The 23,241-nt window shown below is 50.4% G+C and carries 24 protein-coding genes; 17 read left to right on the top strand and 7 right to left on the bottom strand.

Annotated elements, in window-relative coordinates:
- Positions 1 to 105: 105 nt before the first annotated feature.
- From QQL62_RS12440 to QQL62_RS12425, 4 genes are all read right to left on the bottom strand, one after another.
- Complete coding sequence (locus tag QQL62_RS12440; protein WP_284379771.1) at positions 106 to 1,383, bottom strand: TRAP transporter large permease; 1,278 nt, start codon at positions 1,381 to 1,383, stop codon at positions 106 to 108.
- Positions 1,384 to 1,385: 2 nt separating this feature from the next.
- A complete protein-coding gene (locus QQL62_RS12435; RefSeq protein ID WP_284379770.1) occupies positions 1,386 to 1,937 on the bottom strand; it encodes a TRAP transporter small permease in 552 nt (183 codons plus the stop codon).
- 69 nt (positions 1,938 to 2,006) lie between these two features.
- Positions 2,007 to 2,987 (bottom strand): sialic acid TRAP transporter substrate-binding protein SiaP, encoded by a 981-nt coding sequence (locus QQL62_RS12430; protein WP_284379768.1) that lies wholly within the window; start codon positions 2,985 to 2,987, stop codon positions 2,007 to 2,009.
- Between the two features lie 37 nt (positions 2,988 to 3,024).
- Positions 3,025 to 4,122 carry a mandelate racemase/muconate lactonizing enzyme family protein gene (locus QQL62_RS12425; protein WP_284379766.1) on the bottom strand — a complete coding sequence of 366 codons (1,098 nt, stop codon included), beginning with the start codon at positions 4,120 to 4,122 and terminating at the stop codon, positions 3,025 to 3,027.
- Positions 4,123 to 4,257: 135 nt separating this feature from the next.
- On the opposite strand from QQL62_RS12425, the gene QQL62_RS12420 reads away from it, so the two are divergent.
- From QQL62_RS12420 to QQL62_RS12370, 11 genes are all read left to right on the top strand, one after another.
- Positions 4,258 to 4,992 carry an FCD domain-containing protein gene (locus QQL62_RS12420; RefSeq protein WP_284379763.1) on the top strand — a complete coding sequence of 245 codons (735 nt, stop codon included), beginning with the start codon at positions 4,258 to 4,260 and terminating at the stop codon, positions 4,990 to 4,992.
- A 419-nt stretch (positions 4,993 to 5,411) separates the two neighbouring features.
- Positions 5,412 to 6,032, top strand: a complete 621-nt coding sequence (locus QQL62_RS12415; RefSeq protein WP_284379761.1) for a 2-dehydro-3-deoxy-6-phosphogalactonate aldolase — start codon at positions 5,412 to 5,414, stop codon at positions 6,030 to 6,032.
- 151 nt (positions 6,033 to 6,183) lie between these two features.
- Positions 6,184 to 7,098 (top strand): 2-dehydro-3-deoxygalactonokinase, encoded by a 915-nt coding sequence (locus QQL62_RS12410; RefSeq protein WP_284379758.1) that lies wholly within the window; start codon positions 6,184 to 6,186, stop codon positions 7,096 to 7,098.
- A 33-nt stretch (positions 7,099 to 7,131) separates the two neighbouring features.
- Positions 7,132 to 8,427: a GAF domain-containing sensor histidine kinase gene (locus tag QQL62_RS12405; protein ID WP_284379755.1), complete on the top strand. Its 1,296-nt coding sequence runs from the start codon at positions 7,132 to 7,134 to the stop codon at positions 8,425 to 8,427.
- Positions 8,428 to 8,447: 20 nt separating this feature from the next.
- Positions 8,448 to 9,179 (top strand): response regulator transcription factor, encoded by a 732-nt coding sequence (locus QQL62_RS12400; RefSeq protein ID WP_284379752.1) that lies wholly within the window; start codon positions 8,448 to 8,450, stop codon positions 9,177 to 9,179.
- Positions 9,180 to 9,330: 151 nt separating this feature from the next.
- Complete coding sequence (locus QQL62_RS12395; RefSeq protein ID WP_284379750.1) at positions 9,331 to 9,540, top strand: tautomerase family protein; 210 nt, start codon at positions 9,331 to 9,333, stop codon at positions 9,538 to 9,540.
- Positions 9,537 to 10,427: an SMP-30/gluconolactonase/LRE family protein gene (locus QQL62_RS12390; protein ID WP_284379749.1), complete on the top strand. Its 891-nt coding sequence runs from the start codon at positions 9,537 to 9,539 to the stop codon at positions 10,425 to 10,427. The genes QQL62_RS12395 and QQL62_RS12390 overlap by 4 nt, the downstream gene beginning before the upstream one ends.
- A 43-nt stretch (positions 10,428 to 10,470) precedes the next feature.
- Complete coding sequence (locus QQL62_RS12385; RefSeq protein ID WP_284379746.1) at positions 10,471 to 10,926, top strand: OsmC family protein; 456 nt, start codon at positions 10,471 to 10,473, stop codon at positions 10,924 to 10,926.
- Between the two features lie 286 nt (positions 10,927 to 11,212).
- Positions 11,213 to 12,229: a TRAP transporter substrate-binding protein DctP gene (gene dctP / locus QQL62_RS12380; protein WP_284379743.1), complete on the top strand. Its 1,017-nt coding sequence runs from the start codon at positions 11,213 to 11,215 to the stop codon at positions 12,227 to 12,229.
- 170 nt (positions 12,230 to 12,399) lie between these two features.
- Positions 12,400 to 12,963 (top strand): TRAP transporter small permease, encoded by a 564-nt coding sequence (locus QQL62_RS12375; RefSeq protein ID WP_284379741.1) that lies wholly within the window; start codon positions 12,400 to 12,402, stop codon positions 12,961 to 12,963.
- On the top strand, positions 12,960 to 14,267 hold the full coding sequence (locus QQL62_RS12370) for a TRAP transporter large permease (protein ID WP_284379737.1): 1,308 nt from the start codon (positions 12,960 to 12,962) through the stop codon (positions 14,265 to 14,267). Before QQL62_RS12375 ends, QQL62_RS12370 begins: the two co-directional genes overlap by 4 nt.
- Positions 14,268 to 14,368: 101 nt before the next feature.
- On the opposite strand, the gene QQL62_RS12365 is transcribed toward QQL62_RS12370, so the two are convergent.
- Positions 14,369 to 14,638, bottom strand: coding sequence for a transposase (locus QQL62_RS12365; RefSeq protein WP_284379734.1), 270 nt, complete (start codon positions 14,636 to 14,638; stop codon positions 14,369 to 14,371).
- A gap of 491 nt (positions 14,639 to 15,129) precedes the next feature.
- Here QQL62_RS12365 and QQL62_RS12360 point away from each other — a divergent pair, with 491 nt between their 5' ends.
- From QQL62_RS12360 to QQL62_RS12335, 6 genes are all read left to right on the top strand, one after another.
- The gene (locus QQL62_RS12360; RefSeq protein ID WP_284379732.1) at positions 15,130 to 17,037 is read left to right on the top strand and encodes a toxin-activating lysine-acyltransferase; all 1,908 of its coding nucleotides are present in this window, start codon (positions 15,130 to 15,132) and stop codon (positions 17,035 to 17,037) included.
- Positions 17,038 to 17,140: 103 nt separating this feature from the next.
- Positions 17,141 to 17,494: a hypothetical protein gene (locus tag QQL62_RS12355; protein ID WP_284379730.1), complete on the top strand. Its 354-nt coding sequence runs from the start codon at positions 17,141 to 17,143 to the stop codon at positions 17,492 to 17,494.
- Between the two features lie 73 nt (positions 17,495 to 17,567).
- Complete coding sequence (locus QQL62_RS12350) at positions 17,568 to 18,770, top strand: DUF4344 domain-containing metallopeptidase (RefSeq protein ID WP_284379727.1); 1,203 nt, start codon at positions 17,568 to 17,570, stop codon at positions 18,768 to 18,770.
- Position 18,771: 1 nt separating this feature from the next.
- Positions 18,772 to 19,470, top strand: a complete 699-nt coding sequence (locus QQL62_RS12345; protein WP_284379724.1) for a TIGR02466 family protein — start codon at positions 18,772 to 18,774, stop codon at positions 19,468 to 19,470.
- 48 nt (positions 19,471 to 19,518) lie between these two features.
- Positions 19,519 to 21,216, top strand: a complete 1,698-nt coding sequence (locus tag QQL62_RS12340) for an ATP-binding cassette domain-containing protein (protein WP_284379721.1) — start codon at positions 19,519 to 19,521, stop codon at positions 21,214 to 21,216.
- Positions 21,216 to 22,526: an HlyD family type I secretion periplasmic adaptor subunit gene (locus QQL62_RS12335; RefSeq protein ID WP_284379717.1), complete on the top strand. Its 1,311-nt coding sequence runs from the start codon at positions 21,216 to 21,218 to the stop codon at positions 22,524 to 22,526. Before QQL62_RS12340 ends, QQL62_RS12335 begins: the two co-directional genes overlap by 1 nt.
- Before the next feature lie 44 nt (positions 22,527 to 22,570).
- Here the strand turns inward: QQL62_RS12335 and QQL62_RS13505 are convergent, their stop codons facing one another.
- Positions 22,571 to 22,777: a spore coat protein U domain-containing protein gene (locus QQL62_RS13505; RefSeq protein WP_431355782.1), complete on the bottom strand. Its 207-nt coding sequence runs from the start codon at positions 22,775 to 22,777 to the stop codon at positions 22,571 to 22,573.
- Positions 22,778 to 22,900: 123 nt separating this feature from the next.
- Complete coding sequence (locus QQL62_RS12330; RefSeq protein ID WP_284379715.1) at positions 22,901 to 23,197, bottom strand: hypothetical protein; 297 nt, start codon at positions 23,195 to 23,197, stop codon at positions 22,901 to 22,903.
- Between the last annotated feature and the right edge of the window lie 44 nt (positions 23,198 to 23,241).

The following is a 23,241-nucleotide window of genomic DNA, read 5'->3' as shown; positions in this document are numbered from 1 at the left end:
AAATATCAGGCATCAGTGCAGGCATAGCGAGATCATGTGCCAGTGGGCATTGTAAAAGTAGGGGCGTCACACAGGTGCGAATGCCGAAGGGTAACTTTAGCCCCTTTATCTGTAAACGTAATTGGGTAACCAAAGAGCGATTTCTGGGATGAATGCAATCATCAATAGAACAGCAACTAATGGAACAAGGAATGGCATTGTGGCCCTGACGCATTGGCTAAATTTCACACCTGACACATCTGACAAAACGAACAAAACCATGCCAACGGGTGGCGTTAGCAAACCCAGCATCAGGTTCAGGATGACCAGTATACCCAAATGAACAGGATCGATTCCCGCCTTAAGTGCAATAGGTAAAAGGACGGGGACCAAAATAGTAATCGCGGCAATGGTTTCCATAAATAGCCCAATTGCCAGAACCATTAGCATCATAATTAATAGCAAGATTTGTTTGTTCGAGGTCATGCCGAGCAACGCATCTCCCAAGAGAACGGCAACTTGGTTCGAGGTCAGAATCCATGCGAAAACGGCGGCGCTGGCGATGATCATCAAGATAGAGGCAGATGTTTCAATCGTATCAATCGAAACCCGAACCAAATGTTTCCAGTTCAACGATTTGTACACAACCAAGCCAAGGAACATCGCATAGCAAACTGCCGCGATTGCCGCCTCGGTTGGGGTGAATATACCTGTGGCAATGCCCCCCACGATAATAATCGGGGTCAACAGTGGTAAAAACGCATCCTTAAACGTACGCCAAATGTTGCATAGATCTATGCCGCCATCCTTGGGATAGTTCCGCTTGCGTGCATAGTAGGCAACCATGATCATTAAGGAGAACGCCATAAGTAAGCCCGGTATCAAGCCCGCGGCAAATAATTCGCCAATAGAAACCCCAGCCATTACCCCATAGATCACCAAGGGTAATGATGGAGGGATAATTGGCCCAATTGTCGAAGATGCGGCGGTTACGCCCACTGAAAAATCGGTGTCATACCCTGCTTCGCGCATCGCTTTGATTTCGACATTTCCCAATCCGCCAGCATCAGCAACAGCGGCGCCAGACATCCCCGCAAAGATCACTGAGGCACCGACATTGACATGCCCCAAACCGCCAGGCAACCAGCCCACCAAGGCCCGCGCAAATGTGAAGATCTTGGTGGTAATGCCGCCTGTGTTCATTAAGTGTCCCGCAAGAATAAAGAAGGGGATCGCCAAGAGTGGGAAACTGTCGATGCCGCCGCTCATGGTGTGGATCAGCAAAACATCAGGCAAACCCGACATCATAATATAGACCAAAGAAGACAGGCCAAGCGCCACCGCGACAGGAACCCCAAACAGCAAAAACAAAATCAAAAGTACGAATAATACAGTAAGTGCCATGATTATATTCCCTCGCTTTGGGCTTCGGCTTTTTCTCGAGCAACTTGATCCGATGGTTTTCGTACAGCTTCTAGGAATTTGAGCGCGGCAAACAGCGCCATGAAGAAGCAACCGGCAGAAACGATGTAATAAACATAGGCCTTTGGTAGGTCGATCGACACCATATTGCTACGTGATTTTTGCGCCAATTCAATCGCTAGCCAGCCACAGTATCCCCAGAAATACGTGACTAGAACTTCTGTCAAAACAACAATTGGTTTGATGATTTGTCGAGGAAGGTACCCGAAAATGAATTCCAGATAGATGTGCTTGCCCTTACGAACGCAGGTGATCCCACCAATGAACCCAAGTAGGATAAGAAGGTATCTTGCAATCTCTTCTGTCCAACCCAAGCTGTCATTTAAAACGTATCGTGTGAAAAATTGCAAAGCGACGATGAAGAAAAGAACAGAAAACACCCCCAAAACCGGAATGTCCATCCAGCGAACATCCGAGATGTCATCGGAAACCTCTTCTAGTTCGTCAATCAACGATTTGATGTTATCAACGCCCATTATTCCCTCCTCTAGAAAATAATAAGTTGGCCTGCAAAAGAAGGCCAACTTAATTGTTGTCTTTAAGAATTACTTCGCGTCGGGAATAGCCTGAAGGCCGTTGTATAGGTCATCGCTGAACGGCAAGTCACCAGCGGTTAATGCTGGCGCAACCGCTGCAATAAATGGCGCGCGATCAACTTCGTTTACTGTTATGCCTTGTTCGCGGAACCAAGCAACAAGATTTGCCTCTGCTTCTAAAATTGCTGCGGTAGATTGATCCGCTGTCGCATCCAATGCGGCATCCAATGCTTCTTTGTCCGCATCACTTAGCTTGGACATTGTGATACCGGAAACAACTGTAAAGATCGAGTTGGCGATATGGCCTGTAAGGTTGATGTTGCTTTGTACTTCGTGGAATTTTTTCGCCTGAATTGTTGGCAATGGGTTTTCTTGTGCGTCAACAACACCTTGTTGCAAAGCGAGGTAAACTTCAGCAAAGGCCATTGGCGTTGGATTCGCGCCGATTGCTTTTGGGAATAAGACATAGGCCGGCGCATTGGGGACACGGATCTTCAAATCTTTCATGTCTTCTGGTGTCAAAACCGGTTTATTCGCGGTCACGTGACGAGAACCATAGTAACTTACCGAAGCGATTTGGTTGCCGCCGCTTGCGTCAGTATACCCCTCTGCGACATCTTTAAACAGATCGCTATCGTAGTACGCTTCCCAATGTTTGATATTTCGCAAGGTGAATGGGAAATCTGTCATTGAAGCAGGGCCGTAAATCGTGCCGGCAAAACCGGCCCCTGTGTAAATAATATCCACCGTACCAAGGCCCAAGCCTTCATTTAGTGCGGTCTCTTTACCAAGTGCAGATGCTGGAAATACCTCGATAGAGTGACGCCCCTCTGTCGCCGCTGCAAACTGCTCGGCCGCGGCTAATGCCGCCGCATGCAAAGGATGGCTCGTTTCGTAGACATGCGCAAATTTCAACACATCTGCAGAAGCTGTAAGCGTGCTGGCGGCAAATGCCGTTGCAGCCAACGCAACTTTTGTTATTTGTTTCATAGTCTCTTCTCCCTTAGGTTAAATTTTTTCATAGTGTCTACACTTGATTATCATGTGTGCTATGAAGTTTCTCCCAATCAAAGGCCACACCGGTCCCCGCATTCGGGGAGGCAACAGCCAGATGGTCCTCCACCACCAATGGCCGAGTTGTGTATTGATCGATTGGAAAACTGTGCACCTCAATCCAGCCAGCATTTGGTTGCGCGGAAACTAGACTGACGTGTAATTCTTGCATCCCGTGGCTACAGACGGGGATATTGTGTTGGTCGGCCAATTTGGCGACCCGAAGCCAACCCGTTATGCCACCACAATTAGATGCATCAGGTTGAACAAACGAAAGCCTGGAATCGCGAAATGCGTATTCAAACTCGTGAATGGTATGAAGATTTTCACCCATCGCCAGTGGGCATCCTGTGGTCTGCGCTATATCGCCATATCCGACATAGTTATCGGGTATCATTGGCTCCTCGAACCAAAGAATATCAAATTCTTGGAATGCGATCGCCGCAGCCTTAGCGCGCTCAAAATCAAGCGCGTAATTTGCATCCACCATAAATGCGATATTTGGGCCGATAAGGTCACGTACAGCCCGCACGCGTTCGATATCCTCGCCTAAATCGGATTTTCCAACTTTTATTTTTACACCATTAAATCCAGCATCCAGATAGCTTTGCACGCTTTTCAAAAGCTTGGGTAATGGGTAGTTTAGGTCAATTCCACCGCGATATGCTTTGCATCTATCTGATACCCCGCCTGCCGCTTTGAATAGGGGGATATCTTGTTGGCGACACCGCACATCCCAGAGGGCAATATCGACCGCAGATATAGCAAAAGCTGCAATCCCACCGCGTCCAACATAGTGGATATGCCAATCCATTTGCGTATTTAGGGTCTCGATATCTGTTGCATCTTTGCCCATCAAAAAGGGAACGAGGTCGGTCTCGATCATCGCCTTAATTGCGCTGCCGCCTTTGCCACCGGTGTAGGTATATCCAGTGCCAACAGTGCCGTCACATGTTTTTAGGCGAACCGTGATTAATTCAAAATGAGTATGATCCCCATGCATTGCATCGCTTAGCACTTCTGCCAGTGGCAGATTGAAATGGTCAACATCTATTGAAATTATCGAATTCATTGCTTCTCCCTTGCTTTTTGTATGCCTAAAATAGATTGATTAGTCAAGACTATGCAAAATTGGATATAATTTGTATTTTTTGTATGACGAAAAACAGGCCCTTGTCATGTAATTCTGATTGTGAAAAAAGAAAGTATGAACCTAAAACCCAACGCTCCACCTATGATTGGCGAACAAAGCCATACACGCGCGGCGGATAAAATCGTTGCTGTTTTGGAACAGAAAATCTATTCTGGCGAACTTCAGGATGGAGACATGCTCCCTGCAGAGCGAGAAATAATTGAGCAATTTTCTGTCAGTAGAACTGTTGGGCGAGAAGTCGTGAATATCTTGGCCGGCAAGGGGTTGATAGAGACCCGCCCGCGCCACCGCCCCATCATACGCAAGCCAAAATACAGCACTGTTGTTGACGTTCTTGGGGGTATGGTCAAACATCTGACCATGAGCCCTGGGGGGGTGAAAGAGCTGTTTGAAATTCGCACATTCGTCGAGGCCAGTCTTGTCAGAATGGCCGCATTAGAGGCAACAACCGAGGACATCAAGAAGCTACGAAGCGCCCTAGAGCATAATAAAACCTGCATACAAGATTCGGAAAGGTTCTATGATTCCGACATGGCCTTCCATGCAATATTGTATACGATTCCGAAGAATTCTATTTTTCCAGCGATACACAAATCCTTCATTGAATGGCTCAGTGAATATTGGCGGCAAATGCAACGATTGCCAGATCGAAACGAGCGTAATTATTACGCGCATAAGGACATCCTAGACGCCATCATGGAAAGAGACCCCGATTCAGCTGAGGGCGCATTGCGTGCGCATCTGGCGGACGCATGGAGGCAGGTCGAGCACACGTTTGACGAAGTTTAACCACACCAAAGTAGTTTTGAAACAATGTTGGCGAGGGGCCGTGGAAAACGATCCTAGGCCAGAAAAATGTCTTTATATGGGGTGCAAAACACCGAAAAACAATCATTTCAGCAAAAAGGTGCCCAGTGACATTCCGTGTTAAAAATTGGGGCCTTAGCGGTCAGTGACTCTCGGGCCTCTCAACCAGATATCAGAGATGAACCTAAAAGTTGACCATAGGGCCAATACACCTTGGATGTTTTGCCGCGTGTTCCCGCTGATTTATTACGTGAAATGCCGTTTTAGCAGAATCCAAAGCCGTATAGCGCTCTTAGTTGGTGGGCCATGTTTGTCTGTAATCGATCGCAACGATTTGACCGAAGGACATAAAATATGTGGCTGATTTATCAATGTTGCGCGTTGGATTTGGAGCAAAAACCATGACAGAGACTATAATTGCGATCTTAAGAGGCGTTAGACCTGAAGAGGTGGAGGCGATCGGTGAGGCCATCTTGAAGGAAGGTATTTCAACGATTGAAGTCCCTTTAAATTCGCCAGAGGCGCTTCGGTCTATTTCCAAGCTTGTAAATGCCTTCGGCGCTGATGCTAAAATCGGAGCGGGTACCGTTCTTTCTCGCCACGATGTAAAAGCTGTGGCTGAGGTTGGGGGGCAAATCATCGTTTCCCCCGATTGCAATCCGGATGTCATTGGCGAGACAAAGCTTGCTGGGCTAGAGTCCTATCCGGGTGTGGCGACGATGACAGAGTGTTTCACGGCCTTGCGCCACGGTGCTGACGGGTTGAAGCTATTTCCGTCGTCTGTGATTGGCATCGACGGATTTAAGGCCTTTTCCGCTGTTTTGCCCACAGGAACCCAATGTTATGCGGTGGGTGGAGCAGGGCCAGATAATTTCGCAAATTGGATTCGCGCCGGCATTGCAGGGTTTGGAATCGGCACTGCGATTTATGCACCCAATGATCGTGCAGAAGATGTTCAAGCCAAGGCGCGAAGAATTGTCGAGGCCTATAACGTTGCACTACAAGAGTGCTCTTTGGGATAGCAATACATCTGTTGCTGCCACTAAGGGGGATGTTGCGGGTTCCCGCAGAACTGCTGCGCGCTTTGCGGTGCATATATTCGTCTACGTCAGGCAGATGTGGAGATGCACCCTTAGGTGATGGGCCGTTAACTAACTTAGTGGAAAAGAGCAGATGGCAATTAAGTGGGTGGCCCTCGATTGGGGAACAACTAACCTCATCGCCTATGCGATTGGTGAAGAGGGTGTAATAATTGATCGGATCCATAGCAATAAGGGTATGTCCCAGCTGGCCCCAAGCGAATTTGAGGCTACCTTATTGAATGTGATCCGGGACTGGCTTTCTGATAACCACTGTATGCAGGTTGTGGCCTGTGGCATGGTGGGCGCAAGGCAAGGTTGGTTAGAGGCTGCCTATTCACAGGTGCCTTGTTCTCCTGTGGAAATGGCCTCTGTTGTTGATGCACCAACGAATGACCCGCGTTTATCGGTGCGCATTGTGCCAGGTGTTTGTCAGCGTGAGCCCGATGATATCATGCGCGGCGAGGAGACCCAGATTGCTGGATATCTTGCCAAAAACCCAAGTTTCAGCGGTACCATTTGTTTGCCTGGAACCCATTCAAAATGGGCACGGGTTACACATGGGAAAGTTCAATCTTTTACGACCTTCATGACTGGCGAATTGTTCGACCTGTTGACGCGCCATTCTGTGTTGCGGTTCTGTACCGCCAGTGACGAATGGGATGACAGCGCGTTTCTGAAAGGTGTTGAAACTGCGATGCTGAACTCTGATAGATTGACCGCACATTTATTTGGCCTACGGCCCAGAGGGCTGTTGAGTGGAACGGATAATGGTCTTCTTAGGGCGCATCTTTCTGGTTTGTTAATTGGTGCGGAAATCACCGCGATGCGCGAAATGTGGCGAGGGCAAGACGTCGTAATTATCGGAGATCCAGGAAATTCTCGGCTATATCAAATAGCATTGGCTCAAAACGACTTGGCGCCGTTGATTTATGATGGAGCGCTAGCGATTGTTGACGGTTTGACCCCTGTTGCAAATGCTTGGGCATGCGCCAGAGGCTGTGCTTAAGCCTATGCCAAGACCTAACCATAAGAGGAAACGTTGAAAAAAGAGACAGGTTATGTTCATGTGAAGGCACCTCAGGAGGGTGCATGTGCTGTTATGCCGAATAAAGCAGAAGCATTGGATTGTTATTTATCTATCGCTCGGGCGATTGCTGGCCCGACTGATTATGAACTTGTGCTTGAAAACTTTGCCAGCCGTCTGCGCGCCTTAATCTCTCATGACCATCTCGATATTGTACTGCTGTTGGCCACAGGGACGCAGGTCTGCTACGAGGCACGCATGCACACATCGTGGAACCACACACAGGCACCAGCAAAGCCAACGGAGGAAAGCCCCATCCGAGATGTGCTGCGCGGCGATGCTGACTATATCATAACAGATGACGCTTGGACTGACCCTGTGTTCCATTTTGAGGGTTCTGATAGCAAGCCAATTTTTGAAGCGAATTTACGCAGCCGCATCGTTGTTCCCCTTCGTGTACAGGGGGAACTGATTGGATCGCTTGCGATTTCGAGCCACAAAAAGAATTTCTACAGCGAAGAAATGGTGGTGCTGGCGCAGGGCGCGGCCGATCTGGTGGCGGCCTATCTATTTGCGTTAGAGCGCGGGAAAGAGGCGAAGAATTCCGCAATTGCCGAGCTTGAGGCAACAGGGCGCGAACGTACGTTGCGTATTGGGGCCTTGCGTTTGACCGAAGGTATGGAGCGCGAACGCCAGAGATTGGGGATGGATCTTCATGATCAAACGCTTGCGGATCTCGCGCGTATTCGCCGACGCATGTCACGTGTCGAAGGTGGATCAAAGGCGGCAATGGATGAAATTGCAGCGATTCAAAAACAATTAGATCATTGTCTAGACGAGGTGCGTGGTATTGTCGAAGATATGAAGCCTGGTGTCTTACAGCTGTTTGGCTTTGCCGAGGCCGTCGATGCCCATCTACAGCGCTGCAATAAAAACATGCATCGTCCGGTAGAGATGCATGTCGAAGATGCGTCGCATGGAAAATTGGACGACCTACAGGATACCGTGCGTACTGCCTTGTATCGCATCGTACAAGAGGCGGTGAATAATGCGCTGAAGCATGCGGAATGCGGACGCATCGAAGTTCGTATCGCACATGAGGGCCGTGACATAAGTGTAACGATCGACGACAATGGCAAGGGAATCCAAGATACCGAATTGCAATCGCATAGCGGGATAGGAAACATAAAGACGCGTGCTGATTTAATCTCGGCAAAGGTTCATTTCGAACGATTGCAAAACCCTGTGGGCACGCGTGTTAGGATCACAGTCCCTGCAACCGCAGGCCAGCCGGATTATGACGCCCCCTAAACTTTGATGCAGGATATTTCATGCGACTATTAATTGCCGAAGATGACAAACTTCACCGATCTTTTCTAGAAGATGTGGCAAATGACACCTTTGCTGATTTGGCTGAAATGACCCTGACCAGCGATGGAGAGGGGGCGATCGAGGCCTTTAAATCCGCACAATACGATTGCGTAATTCTGGACCTTCAAATGCCAAAAATGACCGGTGTCGAGGTTGCAAAGTCGATTTGGGCGCGGGCACCGGCGACCAAGATTTTGTTTTGGTCAAACTACACAGAAGAGGCCTATATCCGCGGTATCACAAAAATTGTACCTGCGGCGGCTGTCTATGGATACATTCTTAAATCTGCCCCCGAAGAACAACTAAAGCTGGCTCTGCAGGGGGTTTTTGTCGCCGAACAATGCGTTATCGACCGTGAGGTTCGTGGTGTTCAACAACGGGCGGGGAACCGTTTGTCTGGGCTTAGTGAGCTTGAATATGAAGCATTGGTAGATTTGTGCCTTGGCCTGACGGACAAGGCAATGGCTGCTCGGCGCAATGTATCGTTGCGCGGTGCGCAAAGCAGATTGCAAAGCTTGTATCAAAAGCTGGGATTGGAGAAGGGTGATATTCCGTCGTCTGACTGGGGCCCCAGTTTCAATTCGCGCACCCGCGCTATTTCGATCGCGATGACACGCGGCATTTTGAATGCTGACGCGCTGCGCCGGGAAGAGGAAATGCTTATGTCTTGGCTTTCGGCGAAGTCTCACTAACCTTTACCTCCCCTAAAAGCATCAAGGTTTTGCGGGTTCCCGCTGTTATCATGCGCGACCCTACGGATACTTAGTGACTTCTCTGATTTATGGTTGATTCCAGAAACGTTGTTTTGGGTCTGATCCAAAATGCCAAACAAGGAGGACTTTGATGCCGTTCGTCAACATTCGCATCGTTAAGCAAGTTATAGAAAATGACCCCGAGGGCATTAAGGCCAAGGTACAAGCCGATGTGACCGAATCCTTGGCGCAGGCCGCAGGCATCCCAAAAGAAAATGTTTGGGTGACCTTTGATGAGGTTGATGAAACCGATTGGTTCTCTGGCGGTCAGCGCGTGAAAGAGCAAAGGGCAGAGACATGACTATTGAGATCCGCGCAGAAGGCATGCACGACATTGTTGACGCTGATGCAACGTTGGAAAAAATTGCAGGGGATTTTTTGTTTACAGAGGGCCCAATCTGGCACCCTGTTGAAAAGCACCTAACCTTCTCTGACATTCCGGGAAACGAGCAATTTCGTTTAGGGGCCGATGGTAAGGTTTCATCCTACCGCGCGCCAAGTGAAATGGGCAATGGAAACACCTATGATGCCGAGGGGCGTATGTTGACCTGTCAGCACGCTACAAGTTCCGTAACCCGTACAGAACATGATGGCGGGCTGACGGTCTTGGCTACCCATTACAATGGCAAGGCGCTAAATAGCCCAAATGATGTTGTCGTACGCAATGATGGATTGATTTACTTCACTGATCCAACCTATGGGCGCATGGATTATTTCGGTGTCGAGCGTGCGTTAGAAATGGGTGCGCAGGGTGTGTATTGTGTTACGCCGGATGGCAAGACCGTGACCCAGCTTGCGGATGATTTTGCTCAACCCAATGGGCTGTGCTTTTCGCTGGATCACAAAACGTTGTATGTGAATGATACCGAGCACAAACATATCCGCAAGTTTGACATTGCCGAGGACGGCACCGCCACCGGCGGCGAGGTCTGGGTAGAGGTGACAACTGGCGAAGGCGAGGGTCATCCCGATGGGATGAAAATTGATAGCAAGGGCAATGTCTATTGCACGGGCCCGGGTGGGGTTCATGTTATCACACCAGAGGGCGAAACGCTGGGTGTTATCCGCATGGCCGAATTTACGGCAAATTTCGCATGGGGTGGGGCGGATCTAACGGATATGTATTTTACCTCTTCTACCTCGCTGTATCGCATCAAGGTAAAGACACCGGGTCTTGCGCTGTTTTAGGCGCGAAACCATAACCTAGATATAGAGTATAAAGGAGACGCCAATGGCACATGTTATGCCAGATCTGTTCAAGATTGATGTCACAGGTCACGCAGTAAGTGATGCGCGCACCGAAATGGTTGCACGTGGCAAGGTTGTTACAACTGATGAGCCAATAGAACGTGGTGGGACGGATCTTTTCGCAACGCCACTTGAGACAATGTTATCCTCTTTGCTGGGGTGTACAAATGTAATTGCTAACTACGTTGCCGGTTTGTTGAAAATGGATGTTCGTGGAATGGAATTCGACGTTTGTGGCCATTTCGACACCCGCGGTGTTTTTGGCAAGGCCGAGATTGGCACGCCGTTTCCGGTGATCGAACTGACAGTCACCTTGGATACCAATGCCGACGATGCACAGATCGCAAAGCTAGCGGAAATCGTTGGACAAAAATGCCCGGTCTCGGTGCTGTTGCGCCGTGCTGGATGCGAAATTCAAGAAAACTGGGTTAGGAAGTAATCCAATGATTCCCGCCCTGATTTTATTAGGAACTACAGCGATCAACCAAGACTGGTACCGAAAGATCATCCTATGCCAGTGCTGATCAAATTGCTGCGGGTTTCCGCAAATTCAGGGCGTGATCCCTCATGTGCACCGTTGTGCACGTCGGGTATTCGATAATAGGTGACAACACCAAGCAGTTGACAATCGGTAACGAGGAGCGCGCCGAACGACTGTGTCGCCAAACCGAGCATTTGCTCATCGTCTGGACGGGCGAAAAACAAACTTAGGGAGAAGAACTGAAATGAAACTATATAAGACACTTATCGCCGGTGCGCTGGTGGCAGCAACATCGCTGGCCATCCCCGCCCAAACCATGGCCGAGGAAGTTAACCTCAAGTACCACGCCTTTACTGGCAAGGGCCCGTCTAACCTTGCTGTTCGCTGGTGGATGGATGAAGTTGAAAAACGCACCGAAGGCAAGGTAGACTTTACACGGATTTTTGGTGGGGCGCTCGGGAAGCTTTCTGGTCAACCTGAAAACATTAAGGTTGGTGCATTTGACTTGGGTGAGTTTTCACCGGTCTACAACCCTGGTCTTTTCCCGCTTGCGAACGTAACGTCACTTCCTTTCATGAGCGACGATCCATTGGCGCATGCAAAGGCAGGTCACGAGCTGTTCAAATCTGAGACTGTAGAAGCAGAATTTACAGCAATGAACCAAAAGTACCTGTTCCCAGGTCTTTGGACATCTATTCAGCTGTTGTCGCACGAGCCGATCCGTACGATTGACGATCTAAAGGCCGCCAAAATTCGGGCCCACGGTGGCGCAGCGGAGATCCTTAAGGAGCTTGATATCACAGTATACGGTATCCCATGGGGTGAATTGCCTGCTGCTGCGGAGCGCAAAGTTGTGACAGCCGCAATCATTGGTTCGCCTGCTGATGCCTATGCCTTTGGTTTTGGCGAGATTTTCAGCTACTGGGATGACGAAGATTGGTTCTTCTTCCCATTGCCTGTGACCATCAATCTAGACACATGGAACGCGCTTCCTGCTGATGTTCAGGCTGTGATCGAAGATTTGAACGATGAGATGGTTGTGAAAGCCCGTAGCCTTCTTGAGGTGGCCGAAATTGAATCTCACGCTAAACTGAGCGAGCAGACCGAAGTTGTTAAACTTGATGCCGCTGAGAAGGCTAAGATGCAAGACGTGCGCGATGCCGCATGGCAGAGCTGGGTCGCAGCCCGCGAAGCAGACGGCCTACCTGGTCAGGCTGTTCTGGATGACTTCTTGAAGTTACTTGCGAAACACGAAGGCTAAAAGCCTGCCTACACGAATAACAAGCGCGCCGTCCAGAACACTTGAACAGGATTTGGGCGGCGCAAGAATGTCGAAACACCGGAAAATTGTGTATTCTGCCAAAGCGCAGTACAGATTTGTACGTGTGACGCCAGTTCGAAATTCTAATTTTTTGAAGGAGGGATGCCTCGATGGCAAGTTTAACCAGTAGGGTCTTATGGCTACAAAAAAGGTTAGAGGAAATCGCATGTTATGCCTCGGCCATGGCCGTTGCGACAATGATGACAATCACCGTCCTCGAAGTCGCAGCGCGGGCACTGTTTTCCAAAAGCTTACCTGGCGCGTATGAGTACGTAAGCCTGATGTTTGTATATCTAATTTATCTGGGGTTGGGATATTCGCAACGTCGCGATGCTCATATCACGGTAGGTATTCTATACGATCACCTACCCCGCAGCATCCGAAAGGGTGTTGAAGGTCTCTATCTGTCAATGGCATTTCTATTTTTCGCTATCCTGACATGGACAAGCGCTGAATCAGCGTGGAGCAATTATGTCATGGGGGATACGATCCTTGGAATTATCGAGGTCAAAACATGGTGGGCCCGTGCGGGTATTCCTATTGGGTTGGCTTTGTTTTCATTCCGTTTCTTAACCCAATTGATCAACTTGATCGTCAATAATGAGCTGTTTGAGGAAACCATTGATGATGAGTTTCCGCATCAAAAATCCACTGAAGTTGAGGAAGTGCTATGATTGAATCACTCCAATTACCGTTTGTGATCGGAATGGTCGCCGTTTTAATGATCATGCGTGTACCGGTTGGTATTTCGTTACTGCTCTCTGGGGCTGCGGGATTTGCCTTCATTCGTGGAACAACAATTACCTTTGATACCATTGGTGGCCGCTTGTTTGATATTGGATCAGGATATGCGCTTAGTGCGGTGCCCTTGTTCCTACTAATGGGGCATGTCGCGGCTAAGGCGGGTATCACGCAGGACATCTATCGGGCAACACGTGCATGGCTTGGACATCTAAAGGGCAGTGTGGTGATCGCCACGACTGTCGCTGCGGTTGCCTTTGCTGCTTGTTCTGGTTCGACCACATCGTCAACGGCTGTGTTTGGCCGCGTTGCGATCCCTGAAATGCTGCGGCTAAAGGTGAATCGCAAGCTGGCCGCCGGCTGTGTTGCAACCGTTGGAACACTTGCAGGTATGATCCCGCCCAGTATCAACCTAATCGTTTATGGTATCATCGCGCGTGAATCTGTACCGAAGTTGTTGATCGCTGGTATTGTACCAGGTTTGTTGACAGCTTTTGCGTATTTGGTGATGATTTACATCCGCGTCAGCCGCAATCCTGAAATGGCACCAGCACTTCCTAAGGCTGGTATCGAAGAGCGGTTGCAGTCTTTGAAAGGTGTATGGAGCTTTCTGGCACTTGGAGGCATCGTGATCGGTGGCATTTATGCGGGTATTATCACCCCGACAGAGGCAGGCGCTATTGGTGCAATCGGGTCTTTCTTAATCGCATTGATCCGCAAACGGTTGTCATTTTCGGTCTTGAAGGAAGTTTTTCTTGATACCGCACAGACAACATCTGTCATATTCATCATTCTTGTTGGGGCCTTGATCTTCTCGTCCTATCTAGCCGTAAGTGGCGCATCGGGCGCGGTGTCCGAGTATATTATTGGCCTTGATATGTCGATGATGGGCATTGTCTGTGTCTATGTGCTCTTGCTGCTGGTGCTTGGTTGTATGGTGGATCCGGTATCGGTAATGTTCCTGACGGTGCCGATATTCGTACCGCCACTGATCGAGCTGGGTGCGCACCCGATTTGGTTGGCTATTGTTGTGGTCAAAACACTTGAGATCGGCTTAATCACACCGCCCGTTGGATTAAACGCTTTCGTTCTCAAAGGTGTTGCACCCTCGTTTTCCTTGAAAGAGATATTCGGTGGGATTTGGTGGTTCCTTCAAATTGAGGTTCTTACCTTGCTTATGATACTGTTCATCCCTGCGATTGCCACTTTCCTCCCTGAGATGGCATATGCAAAATGATGGGGCCATAGCCTTGTGCGATCGCACATCAGTTTCGGTGACCCTACGCTAGGCGAATATGCTTGCGGGTCACCGAAAGACCAGAAAGGGGATACAACCCGTCAACTGTGGTCTTTGATGAAGTTTGCTATTGGGCGGCGAGGCGTTGGATCAAGTGATCCAACGCCTCGCGAACTGGGGTTGGGCCAGTTGCAATACAAGCTTTGCGCAATACCTTCGCGACGGCAAAGCTCTGAGATCGAACTCTCCCCACGCAAGCCGTCTAAAACAATACGAATTTTCTCCTCCGCAGAAAACTTCCTGCGCGTTTTATGCTTTATCTCTTTTATATGTCTGTCAGCTGATCCATTCGGCCCCGTTCTCGTTCTCATCTTATATGCTTCTTAGGATTAGGATGAGCGAAAAACTCTAGCTTAGCAAAACATAACCGGCTGCACTCATAAGTGCTGACGCGGTACACCCTGGGATGTCGTTGACAAACAGCCTGTTCACAGCGTCGCAGTTAAAATAGCGAAAACAACACATATGCGTTGCCTCATGCCGTTTAGATTTAAAAACTTAGACATCGGAACCAATACCTTTCATGAAAGACTCATGAAAAAACTCTAGCGCTCTGTATCAAGGCCCATGACAGGATACTGCATGGGAGATTCGAGCAGAGATGACCTCTTGGGGTGGTTCTATTGAGAGGCCACAGGGGATAAGTTTTCTCGGTCCGGCCAATGACTATTGGGTGTTTACCCATTCTGAACTGGGGTGAATTTCGCCTAAATAAAAAATTAACTTATTTGTTTGACAGGGAGGAGAGATTGACCATATCAATACACCTATAGATTGTTTTGTTTGATTTTAAAAGTGTTCCATGTTCAGCAACTGGGTGAAAATTCACGGGTTAAACCCCGCCATATTACAGCGGATTTCAGAGGTTAAATCACCTATGATCTGGCAAGGCTTGGGTGAATTTGATGCAGGGCATTATACATTCACCAGCCTTCAGCATTGCCTAGATGATCTGATTATCCCAAGTTTCAAAGAGCTGTTTATCGATCAGCCGGACATTACGGCAGGCCTAGAGCGCATGCGCTTTGTTCAGACAGCCTCACGGCCCTATACGCATGTGACAGATGATCAGGATATAGAGATTGGGTTCAATTGGTCTGGGACGCCTGCGGATATTATTTGCCTAGGGCATGAGGTAGCGCATGGGGTTCAGGCGCTGATGTCTGGGTTTGAATTTATGCCCCCGCTTGCGCGCGAGGTTTGTGCATTTATTGGAGAGCTGAAAACCATCGTTGGGGCAGGGGGGATTGATGCAGGCCTTCAGGCGCGCTTGATTGCTGTGTGGCATCAAGAAAGCGCGACCTATACAACCAAGGATTTAGCACTGATCCGCGATGCCCTGTCCAACCCCGAGCGGGCCTATGACTATCGCATGAACTATGGAATCGCGCGGTTGATTGCTGTGCAACTTTTCGCATCATCCGATGCGACGGGTATTTCGTCTCTATTCGCCAGCGGCACGCAAGCGATGGCCTATTTGGCCGATACGATAGAAACCATCGCGCATGGGAAAACGATTGCGGTGGGGGACCCTTGTCAGCTTGACGCGGCAGGGGCGTTTGATGCGGTCATTGATGGGCTGGCGCAGGTGTTTGGCCGACAGGGCGCGGTGATCGATGCGTTTTCCCAGAGCTGTGTGGTGAATCAGTCGGTGAGTTCTGGTGATGAGCAGGTTCGGGTCAATGGCTTTGGCGTCGAGACCCAATTTATAAGCTGTAGTTTTGACCACCGTGGCGATGATCTGGTGCGTCTGAGCGGGGCGGTATCTGCGGCGCTGGCCCTGCGGTGCAAGGGTGCACAGGATCTGCATGCCTTTGTGGAGGATATGGGCCGTCTGTTAGCGTGGCTTCTGTTTGAGCCAGCGCCGCGTCCGTGTGATCTAAAAATTCCAGCGGTGCCATCGGTGCGCGAATGCGGTGCGGCGCAAGCGATACTGGGGCTGTCGTCTGATGCGCTGTTTCCCTGTTGGACAGGCCAGATTGATCTGGGTTGGTTCGCGGATTTTGGGCCGCTGGGTTGGGTGCAGGCGGATGGTGCGGTGCGCTATGGCGTGGATATGCCGCTGGATCAGCTTCGGTATTGGCGTTCCTTGGGGGCCTTTGCGATTGCCAGTCTAGGGGGCGGGGATGCTAAGATGACGCCAGATGCATTTATTGCGGCGCATCAGGATAAGGCGCGGGCGGGCGCCGCGTCTGATCATGTGGCGTTTTGGCCGTGGATTAAGGCCCCTAGCTATGACGGGCTATCTGCGATTGGCATGGCCATCCAGCAGTTGGCGGATTCTCCCTATCACCGGCAATTTTCCCTGAGCTATTATTTGCCGGTTGAAATCCTGCCGGCGCTGAGGGCCGGGAATTTGCAGATTTTTGTAGACCAAGGCGGCCAACCCGCAGGGATGGTCACATGGGCATGGTTGTCCGATGCGGTTTTGGGGCGGGTTTTAAAAACCGGTAGCGCCCTATCCCATGCGGAGTGGAATTGTGGCTCTGGGTTGTTTTTCAACGACTGGATCACACAGCCCAAGGTGCTTCGCAGTGTTCTGCAAGAGATGACAGAACATAGGTTTCCAAATGAGGTCGCCACCAGCTTGCGCCGCGCGCCAGACGGGTCTGTGCGCCGCGTAAACAGATGGACAGGACGAAACCAACGAAAGGCTTCGATACGGGGACCAAGAGATACCAACATGCAAGATGTTGGGTGCTTTGCTTAGATGACATGTCGGGCAAAAAAGACAAACTGGGACATGCACATGCAGTTCCTTCATTTGGTGGTTAGCCAACGCCGCTATAAATTTATTTTTGAAGGACAATAAAATGACAACAACAAACGTAATTACCCCTGAATTGTTAGAACTTCTAGCATCTGACCTAACCGCAAGCTTTAGCTTTGGCGGCGGTGGCGGCGGCGGTGGCGGTGACGCTGGCGGCAGCGGCAGCGGCAGTGGCGGCGGCAACGAAGGTAACGAAGGCAACGAGGGTAACGAAGGCAACGAATCCAACGAAGGCAACGAGGATAACGAAGGCAACGAAGGTGATGAATCCCACCTAGGCTGGGGTGACAGCGATGGCACCAATACCGGAAACGAAGGCAACGAAGGTAACGAAGGCAATGAAGGTAACGAAGACAACGAAGGTAACGAAAGCGGCAACCAGTACGACTGGGCCTAATTTCAAAACCTTTTGATAAAAACCGCCGCCATCAGTTTCGATTGATGGCGGCACCCCAGCAGCGAGGAACGACATGACATTACAAATATGGGCGAGGCTGATGCTTGTGGTGCATCTGGGATTTACCTCTGCAAATATGGCACATGCGGATGTGCTGGATCGCGCTCTGCTGTTGGATGAAACGCAGACCACCCTGTTACAGCAGACTATAGAACAATCCGAAAACATCTCGGAATTCACCATAAGGGTGATCATTGAAAAGCAGAGCCAGAGCGTGCCGGGGTTTAGCGATTTAGATAGTTACCGCGATCAGCAGTTTGCGAAATGGCGCCAAGAGGTGCCAACGCTCAAGAACCCATTTCTGTTATTGATGGACTTAGAGGCCAAGAAGCTGACCTTTGCCGTGGCGAATGGGGTTAGAGGGCTGCGCGGGCAACAGATCGAAGATGTGTTGCTGGATCGTTTCATACCAGCGGCGCGGGCAGGGGAATTTGACCAAGCGCTAATAAATACCATTGCGGCGCTGGGCGAGGTATTGCGTGATACCCCCATAGCAGACCAGCCCCCCCTACAGTCATTTGACAGCACATTTGCGCGCAATACGATGATGCATGTTCTGTATCACGAGATGGCGCATGCCTTGATATCAGAATTTAATCTGCCGGTTTTGGCCAACGAAGAGGCCATGGCCGACAGCTTTGCAACGCTTTGGATCACGCAAATCCATACGGATATAGCGCCTGAAATTATTGGCGATCGCGTACGTTCCTGGAAATACGAAGATCAGCAATCGGCACACCGCCCCTATGATTTTAAGAGAGAGCATTTGCTGGATATTCGCAGGGCCTATCAGGCGGCTTGCCTGCTATATGGTGCTGATCCCGCAGAATGGGCGTCACAGGTAGAGTGGCTAGATTTCAGTCAGCGCGACCTAGACGATTGTTCTGACACCACCCCTGATCAGATTGCGGGCTGGGGGGGCGTATTGCGTCCTCATTTATTAGAGGCGGATCAGCCCTCTTCGAATGTGTCCTTGGTGTACGGCGATGGGCCGATGAAAATCGCGCTACAGGCCGATGGGATACTACATGATTTTGCAAATGAAATGCGCCGCTTTAATTGGCCACACCCGGTCGAAATTCACTTCGATCACTGTGACCAAGGCGCATTTTGGAACAGCCAAGAGCGCAGAATTTTGCTGTGCGATAGTTATGTACAGAGATTTATTAAACAGGGCGAGGCCTTGAAAAACGAAGATTATATTTTGGAGGATTAAGATGAACGAGATTAAAGTTGACATCGAAGAGAACTCGACCAGAGCAGAGGAATTTTATGACTCTGTAGAGGTGAGCGAGAACCTATATTTCCCAACGCAGATATTTGCATTTCAATTACCAGATGCGGTTGAAAAAGAGGCCAACCGGCTGATCCTAGAGGCGATTTACGCTGAGCGAGACCGCGATACCAAGGGCATTCAACGGTCTAATTTTAAGGCCCTAGGGGGCTGGCACAGCCATAATAATCTGCACCGCGAGAAAGTATACAAACCGCTGGTGCGCCTGATTGATAGCTGTTCTAGATCGCTGAGTGCACAGAACAATTTTCACGCGGATTACAGCCTGAAGATTGGCTCTATGTGGTCGATCATTAACCCACCAGGCAGCTCGAACCGCGCCCATATTCACCCTGGATGCCAATGGAGCGGGGTTTACTATGTGCAAACGCCTAAGAATTCGGGGAATATTGATTTCACTGATCCCCGCACCCAGAACTTGATGACACCCCCGCGCTATGCGGCAAACACCAAGCGCCGCCAAGAATGCTGGAGCAAGGTGAATTTTACCCCCAAGGGCGGTAAATTGCTGATATTCCCCAGCTGGCTTTACCATTCGGTGGCCCCAAATCTGGCAACCGAGAAAGGCCCTGCAGGGGATCGGGTGATCATCAGCTTTAATCTGGCTCAGGAAAAAGACTGATTATTTTTCCATTGTGCAAAATGCCACCTCATAATCCCGGAGCGTAAGATGTCTGGTGAAGAGAGTTTCCAAAACAAGCACTGGCGCGCCTTCTGGACGCACAGCTGGCTGTTGTTTTGGGCCTTCGGGTTCAGCTTTGTGGTGGCCATTTTGTCTTTGGCCACCCCGTTTTTTATGCTGTTGGTTTATGATCGGGTGTTGAATGCGCGCTCGATCGAAACCCTTATGGCGTTAACGTTGATTGCATCTTTGTTAATCGTGGCCATGGGGTTTATCGATTATGCACGGCGGCGGTTACTGGTGCGATTTGCGGTGGCAATTCAGCGTGATCTGGAGGCTGATCTGCTGTTGCTGCCCCCATATTCGACCAATAGTAATGAGCAAAACAGCCTTGGATTGGGGCGCTTGGATGCGTTGCGGGCCTTTGTTCAATCTGGCGGGCTGTTGAACTTGGTGGATGTGGTGTGGATTCCGATTTTTGTTGGGATTGTTTTTATCATTAGCCCGATCATCGGCCTGTTGTCGCTGTTGGGGTTGGCCTGTTTGGGGGCAGTATTTTTTAGCGGGCGGTTTCTAACATCCAATCTGCGCCACAGTGCTGAGCAAATTTCGAAACAGGCCACAGGTGCAATGCGCACATTAGAGAAATCAGGGGTTTGGCTATCCGGGCAATATGGCGGCGATAGCAAGGCGAAATGGCTGTTAGATAAGCGCCGGCTGTCGCGCAATGCGTCCGTGAACAGCAATGATATTGCGGTTGGGTTTAATGTAGCGCTCTCTACGATCCGCTGGTTATTTGCGGTTTTTGTAATCAGCGCGGGCGCGGGGCTGGTGCTGGGAAATCAGCTGACGATTGGGGGGATGGTGGCCAGTGTGGTTATGCTGAACCGAGTGTTCCTACCTTTTCTTGCGTTTTTAAAAACCATCCCAGGCCTGCGACAATGCCGAGAAAATTGGTCTGTTATTGGCGCCACTTTTGCGCAACGCCACCGCGCAGATCACAGGATTGCTGTGGCGCCTGTGAAGGGGGCCCCGGTACTAGAGCTGCGCGATGTGCATCTGCGGGCTGGGTTAACGCAAGAGCCCCTGTTGGAGCAGTTGAACATGAAAATTGGGCGCGGAAAAATTGTGCAGATAGAGGGCCCTGCGGGATGTGGTAAGAGCGTTATGGGCGAAACGATGGTCTGGGCGGCGCGGCCCTTTTCTGGGATGGTCTTAATCGGCGGTGTGCGCGCCAGCGTGCTTAGCGCCGATGAATTGGCAAAAACTATTGGATATGTGGCGGAAATTCCTGTCTTTGTAAAAGGTAGTTTGGCTGACAATATTTCGGGTTTTGACCAAGCAGAGGATCGTGCGGAAATTCAACGCGCCGCACAGTTTGCACAAATCCACCGCCAAATCCTAGAGTTGCCACAGGGCTATCAAACCCAGATAGACGAGTTGGGCTTGCCCTTGGCAAAATCCATGCGAGAATTATTGGCCTTGGCGCGTGCGGTCTATCGTCAGCCTGATCTTTTGGTTATTGATCAGCCCTCAACCTATCTAAGTGATGTGTTTTTGCCCCAATGCACCGAGACGCTCAAAGCCTATGTTGCAAGTGGGGGCAGCTTAGTTCTGCTGGAGCGCAGGGCCAGCACTCTGCCGTTTAAATCCGATTTATATCGCCTTGCGCAGCGTCGTTGTCGTCTGGTGCACGGTAATAAGCAAACACAAGATGCGGTGCTGTTGATGGCGGGGGGCGGTTGATGAACCCTGTAGGGCTTACTGCTGCGATTAGGGATGGGATGCCCCTGCGGGTTGGGCTTGGGGCCATTTTGTTGGTAGTGTTGGGGCTGGGGTATTGGTCTGTGTCGGTCGAAATATCTGGTGCGGTTATTGCCCATGGTCGTCTGCAAACAGTGGAAGACACCCATGTGCTAAGCCACCCAATAGGCGGTATCGTTAGCGATGTGTTAGTGCGCGAGGGTGATTATGTGGACGCGGGTGATGTGATCGCGCGCATGGATTCAAAAGAGCTGAAGATAGAGCTATTGTCTATCGATGAAATCTTGGCGGAGCTGTTGGCGCGGCGCATCCGCTTGATCGCCGAGCGAGACGGATTGGATCACCTGCCCAAACTGGGGGGGCTGATTTCTGAAATTGGAGAAATAAATGGATTGGCCGAGCGGATCGCCTCGCAAGAGGCCGTGTTACAGCGCCATAGGGATCAGCTGTTGCGCGGGCGTGCGTTCATCGACAACCGCATAGATCAGGTGCAGGCGCAGATTGATGCGGTCGATGTGCAGATATCTGCACAGCGTGACGAACTGGCGGTAATCGAGCAGGAGCTTTCTGATGAGAGCAGTCTGTTTGCCGCGGGCTGGGCAAGGCAATCTGGGGTTTCAGCACTGCAACGACAGCGCATCAACAGAGCGGGCGAAATAGGGCGCCTGAGTGCGGTTCAGCGAGAGCTGCTGGAAAAGCTAAATGAGCATCAGCTGTCCGAGAGCAATGCGCTGGACACGGCCCGCAATCAGGCCCAAATTGAACTGGATCGTATCGAGCCAGAGATTTTGGAAACCATCGCCAAGCGTTCGGCGGTGATTTACAAACAGCGCTTGGCGGTTCTGCGCGCCCCGATCGCCGGTACAATCCATAACCTAAAGGTGACGGGGAATGGGTTTGTTATCCGCGCGGCGGCCCCAATTTTGGATATAATTCCCCAGCAAGAGACCATGCAGGCCATTGTCCAAGTGGAAAGCGTGGATATTGATCAAGTGTTTCAACAACAAGATGCGCGTCTGCAATTTCGCGCCTACAATGCGCGTGCCTTGCCTATTCTATCGGGTCGGATTTCGCATATTGCTGCCGATGTGACCTTGGATCCTATTCGCAAAAAATACGTCTACGAGGCCTTTGTGGAAATTTCGCACCGTGAGAATGCAGCCCTGATGCACCAAAAGCTGGTCAGCGGAATGGACGTAACGGCCTTTATCTCTACGCAACCAGAAAAACCCATTGCCTATTTGACCAGACCGATCGCAAGTTATTTCCAGAAGGCATTTCGCGACAGGTAGGTTTCTGCGGGTAGATCAGCAAGGCCCCCATGCCTTTGATCATATCAACCTATCGGTTTCGCAGTGCCAGCTGGTGGCCTGCGAACCGAATATTCGACCGTGACAATAACCAAGTCTGCGTATGAGCCGAATGCGGGTGCCAGGCCTTGATGCACGCGCCCATAGGCATTGAATGTTTGGGCGCAGCCAATGACCATTGAACCCACGTCATTGGTGGGCAGATCACCCCAAGGTGTGTTGCGCCCCCGTATCTGAACAGCTGTTCATGTCGTATTCAATCAGCGCATCTGATCCGCTGAAGATCGAGGAATACGCCCCGGATCCGTCCGATGGCGTGCCTTGGGTGATATGGGCACCACAATAAAGCGGTCAGATCAGATCCCATTCGAGCTGTTGAAGCCATTTGGCCGAAGCTGATAGGTTAATTTACCGCCGCCGGGGCCCGAGCCATGGGATAGGTCGCGTGGGCTGTTGGATGTGCCAAAACCGCCAGAGCCAGCCCCAAGGCGGATACAAGCACCAACCAAGCCAAGCAACGGAGCGGCGCTGGTAAATGTAAGGCTGGAGATTGCTTGATTGCTAACGCCTGATCGCAGCTCGATATTGGCAATACTAATATCAGAGACAACCACACCACAGGTTGCCGCGCGCGCAGCTGTTGTGAATGACAACAGCAAGGCCGTAATCACATAAAGGTCTTTGATAGCTTAACATA

Origin of the sequence: Amylibacter marinus (genome assembly GCF_030160015.1) — a bacterium.
Lineage (GTDB): Bacteria > Pseudomonadota > Alphaproteobacteria > Rhodobacterales > Rhodobacteraceae > Amylibacter > Amylibacter marinus.
The sequence above is the reverse complement of the archived record's forward strand: the minus strand, read 5'-3'. Positions and strand labels throughout refer to the sequence as shown.